Origin of the sequence: Streptomyces sp. NPDC002490, assembly GCF_040296045.1 — a bacterium.
Lineage (GTDB): Bacteria > Actinomycetota > Actinomycetes > Streptomycetales > Streptomycetaceae > Streptomyces.
Map to the genome: position 1 here is coordinate 1 of NZ_JBEOWM010000108.1, position 5,183 is coordinate 5,183.

The 5,183-nt window shown below is 73.4% G+C and carries 2 protein-coding genes; both read left to right on the forward strand.

Features of this window, described 5'->3' with window-relative positions; genetic code table 11:
* Positions 1-120: 120 nt before the first annotated feature.
* Positions 121-4,836, forward strand: coding sequence for a non-ribosomal peptide synthetase (locus ABT092_RS30680; RefSeq protein ID WP_351249756.1), 4,716 nt, complete (start codon positions 121-123; stop codon positions 4,834-4,836).
* 8 nt (positions 4,837-4,844) lie between these two features.
* Positions 4,845-5,183, forward strand: a 339-nt coding sequence (locus tag ABT092_RS30685; protein WP_351249758.1) for a condensation domain-containing protein, incomplete at its 3' end; no start/stop codon positions are given.

The window sequence follows — 5,183 nt, forward strand, 5'->3', positions numbered from 1 at the left end:
GGTGAGGTGGAGTTGCGGGGTTTGGCGGGGGCGTGGGTGGAGGTGCTGGGTGGGTTGGTGCGGCATGTGGTGGAGGAGTCGGGTGGGGGGTTCACTCCGTCGGACTTTCCGTTGGTGGGCTTGGGGCAGGGTGCGGTGGAGGAGTTGGAGGCGGCCGTTCCCGGTTTGGTGGACGTGTGGCCGTTGTCGCCGTTGCAGGAAGGGTTGCTGTTCCACGCCCGGTACGACGAGACCGGCCACGACGCCTACGTCGGACAGTGGCACCTCGACCTCGAAGGCGATCTCGACCCGGCCGTGCTGCGCCGCTCCTGGCAGGCGCTGCTGGACCGGCACGCCAACCTCCGGACCGGATTCCGGCACGTGACGGGCCGTGAGAGCCCGGTGCAGGTGGTCGCGGCGCAGGTGACGCCGCCCTGGCGGGAGGTCGACCTGTCGGGGTTGCCCGACCCGGACGCCGAGGTGCGCGGACTTGCCGCGGAGGAGAAGGCGACCCGCTTCGACCTGACCAGGCCCCCGGCCCTGAGGCTCCTCCTCGCCACGCTGGACGACCGGCGCCACCGACTGCTGATGACCTCGCACCACATCCTGATGGACGGTTGGTCGCTGCCGGTCCTCTTCGAGGAGCTGTCCCTGACCTACGCCGCCGGGGGCGACGCCTCGGGGTTGCCGCCCGTCGCCCCGTACCGGGACTACCTGGCCTGGCTGGCCGTCCAGGACCGGGACGCCGCCCGCGCGGCCTGGCGCGAACACCTCACCGGAGTCGACGGACCCACCCTGGTGGCCGCCCGGGACGGCGGCGGCCGACACCCCGTCGCCCATGCCGTCGCCCACACCGACGAAGCCCTCACCCTGGGGCTGCACCACACCGCCCGGGCACACGGCCTGACCCTGAACAACCTGGTCCAGGGCGCCTGGGCGGTCCTCCTCGGCAGCCTGACCGACCGCGACGACGTCGTCTTCGGCACCACCGTCGCCTCTCGCCCCGCGGAACTGCCCGGCGTCGAGCGGATGCTCGGACTGTTCATCAACACCGTCCCCGTCCGGGCGCACCTGCCCGCCGAACGGAGCGTCGCGGACCTGCTCGCCCGGCTGGGCCGGCAACAGACCCGACTGCTGGACCACCACCACCTCGGACTCGCGGAGATCCAACGCGTCGCCGGGCCCGGGGCGTCCTTCGACACCCTCGTCGTCCACCAGAACTACCCCCACGACCCCGAGGCCGCCGCCGCGCCGCCCGGGGGACTCCCGGTGACCGCGATCGGCAACGAGGAGGCCACCCACTACCCGCTCACCCTGATCGCCACGCCCGGCCGGGAACTCGAACTGCGCCTGGAGTACCGCACCGACGTCCTCGACGAGGCTGCCGCCCGCACCACGGTGACCCGGCTCGCCCGGCTGCTGGAACAGTTCACCGCCGACCCCACGGCCCGGCTCGGCAACCTCGACCTGCTGACACCCGAGGAACGGCACCGGCTCCCGGCCCGCGGCACCGGCCCCGTACGCCCCCTGCCGAACGCCCTGGTGCCCGAGATGATCGCGGCCGCCGCCGCCCGCACCCCCGACCGGGCGGCGGTCGTCACCCGGGACGCCACCCTCACCCACGCCCAACTGGACCGCCGGGCCAACCAGGTGGCCCACCACCTCATCGCCGCGGGCATCGGCCCCGAAGACCTGGTGGGGGTGGCACTCGAACGGTCGGCGGACCTGATCACGGTGCTCCTCGGGGTCCTCAAGGCAGGCGCCGCCTACCTCCCCATCGACCCCGGCTACCCCGCCGAACGGGTCGCGTTCATGCTGGACGACGCCCGCCCCGCCCTCCTGATCTGCGCCTCCGACAGCGAGCAGCACACCGAAGGACGCGCCCGGCTCCCGTGGGACGACCCCGACCTGATCGCCGAACTCGCGACCCGACCCGCCACCCCACCCACCGACACCGACCGGATCAGGCCGCTGCGGCCCGCCCACCCGGCCTACGTGATCTACACCTCCGGCTCCACCGGCACGCCCAAGGGCGTCACCGTGCCCCACCTCGGCTTCGCCAACTACGTGGCCTGGCGCGTCGACGCCTACGGCTGGGGACCCGGCGACCGCGTCCTCCAGTTCGCCTCGGTCTCCTTCGACACCTCCGTCTCCGAGATCTACCCGACCCTCGCCGGCGGCGCCACCCTCTGCCTCGCCCGCCGCGACGGCGAGCTGGTGCACGAACTGGAAACCCTCGACGTCAACGCCGTCACCTTCACCCCCAGCGTCCTGGAGACCCTCACCGCCGACGATCCCGCCGCCCGGCGGGCCCTCGACCGCATCGAGCACATCGTCACCGCCGGCGAGGAGTGCCCGCCCGAAGCGGTCCGCCGCTGGGCCCCCGGCCGCGCCTTCCACAACGAGTACGGGCCCACCGAGGCCACCGTCGACGTCACCAGTTGGACGGCACCCGACCCGCTCCCCGACGAGGTGCCGCTCGGCCCGCCGCTCGCCAACGTCCGCGTCCACGTCCTCGACCGCCACCTACGGCCCGTACCACCCGGCACCGACGGCGAACTGTACGTCGCCGGAGCCGGCGTCACCCGCGGCTACCTCCACCGCCCCCGACTCACCGCCGGGCGCTTCACCGCCTGCCCGTTCGGCCCGCCCGGCGCGCGCATGTACCGCACCGGCGACCTGGCCCGGTGGACCACCGACGGCCGACTGCTCTTCGCCGGCCGCGGCGACGACCAGGTGAAGATCCGCGGCATCCGCGTCGAACCCGGCGAGATCGAGGCCGTCCTCACCGCCCACCCCACCGTCGCCCGCGCCGCCGTCATCGCCCGCACCGACCGACAGGGCCCCCGGAACACCACCCGCCTCGTCGCCTACGTCGTCCCCGCACCCCCGCACTCCCGGCCCGCCGACATCGACCCCACGGCACTGCGCGACCTGGTCGCCGCCCGACTGCCCGAGCACATGGTCCCCGCCGTGATCGTCCCGCTGGACGCCCTCCCCGTCACCGCCAACGGCAAACTGGACCGGGCCGCCCTCCCCGCACCCGCATTCCTCGGACACGCCGGCCGGACCCCCGCGACCGCCGCCGAAGAGACCCTCTGCACCCTGTTCGACGACGTCCTCGGCCGCACCGGAACGGGCCCCGACGAGTCCTTCTTCGAACTCGGCGGCGACTCCATCATGTCGATGCTCCTCGTCACCGGCGCCCGCCGCGCAGGACTGGCCCTCACCACCCGACTCGTCTTCGAACAGAAGACCCCCGCCGCCCTCGCCCGCCACACCGCCCCCCTCGACGCCGACCCGTCGCCCCGCACCACCGCCGCACCGGAGACCGACGACCCCCTCGGCACCGTCCCGCTGACCCCCGTCATGCGCGAACTGGCCGAACGCGCCGGACCCACCGCCCTCACCGGCACCTTCACCCAGTCCATGGTGGTGCGCACACCCGCCGGACTCGACCTCCCACGACTGACCGCCGCCGTCCAAGCACTCCTCGACCACCACGACGTCCTCCGCGCCCGCCTCGCACTCGACGGGGACGCCCCCCGCCACCTCACCGTCCCGGCGGAGGGCAGCGCCCCCACCGCCGAGGACCTCGTCCAACGGTCCACCACCCGGCACCTACCGACCGCGCTGCGCCGGGCCGTCGCATCCCTCGCCCCCGAGAACGGCACGACGACCCGGTTCGTCTGGTTCGACGCCGGCCCACGCACCCCCGGCAAACTCCTCATCGTCGCCCACCACCTCGTCATCGACGGGGTCTCCTGGCGCGTGCTCCTCCCCGACCTCGCCGCCGCGTACGAGGCGCTGGAAGCCGGACGCCCGGTGACCCTCCCGCCCCGGGGCACCTCCTTCCGCGCCTTCGCCCGCTTCCTGGAACGGGAAGCCCTCGCTAGGGAACCCGAACTCCCCGCATGGCTCGCCATCCTCGACGGACCCTCACCGACCATCGGGGACCGCCCGCTCGACCCCACCACCGACACCGTCGCCGCCGGCGTGACCACGGCCGCCCTGACCCTGCCCGCACCCGTCACCACCGACCTCCTCACCCGAGCCCCCGGCACCTACTACGCCACCGTGGTCGACGTCCTGCTCGCCGGCCTCGTCGGCGCCGTCACCGAATGGCAGCACGCCCGCGGCCGGAGCACCGCCCACGGCATCCTGATCGACATCGAGGGCCACGGCCGCTCACCACGCCCCCAAGACCCCCGCACCGGCGACCTCGACCTGACCCGCACCATCGGCTGGCTCACCAGCTCCCATCCGGTGCGCCTGGGCCCCGGCACCGAGGACCACCCCGGAATCCGCGCCGGCGGCCCCGCGGCCGGCCTCCTGATCAAACAGGTCAAGGAACAGCTCCGGGCCGTCCCCGGCGACGGACTGGGCCACGGTCTGCTGCGCCACCTCAACCCGACCACCGCCCCCGCCCTGGCCCGAACCCCCGTCCCCCAGATCGGCTTCAATTACCTGGGCAGGTTCGCCGCCGGAGATCGTCAGTTGGACGCCCATGACATCGCCGGCACCAACTGGCAGCCTGAGGGGCACGAAGTCCTGGGCGGCACGGCGGACGTCCGGATGACCGCCACGCACGCACTCGAAGCCGGTGGCCTGGTCCGCGACCTGCCCGGCGGGCCGGAACTGACGCTCACCCTGGCCTGCCCCGTCGGACTGCTCGCCCCGCCCGCGCTCCAGGCCCTGGTCAACGGCTGGGCCGCGATGCTCACCGGCCTCGCGGCGCACACCACCGGCCCGCACCCCGTCCTCAGCGGCCACACCCCGTCCGACTTCACCATGGTGGCCCTCGCACAGGACGAGATCGACGAATTCCAGATCAAGCTCTCCGGCGAGAAGGAGTGAGTGACGCAGTGAGCCAGGTGCGCATCGAAGACGTGTGGCCGCTGTCCCCGCTTCAGGAAGGTCTCCTCTTCCACGCCGGCTACGACGAGCAGGGCCCCGACGTCTACGTCCTCCAGGGGGCGATGGAGATCCGGGGCGACCTCGACACCGCGCTGCTCCGCACCTCCTGGCAGGCCCTGTTGGACCGGCACGCGGCCCTGCGCGCCTGCTTCCAGCGGCGCGCCAACGGCGAACCCGTCCAAGTGATTGCGGCGGGTGTGGAGTTGCCGTGGCGTGAGGTGGATTTGGTGGGGTTGTCGGTGGGTGAGGTGGGTGTTGAGGTGGGTCGGTTGCGGGGTGAGGAGCGG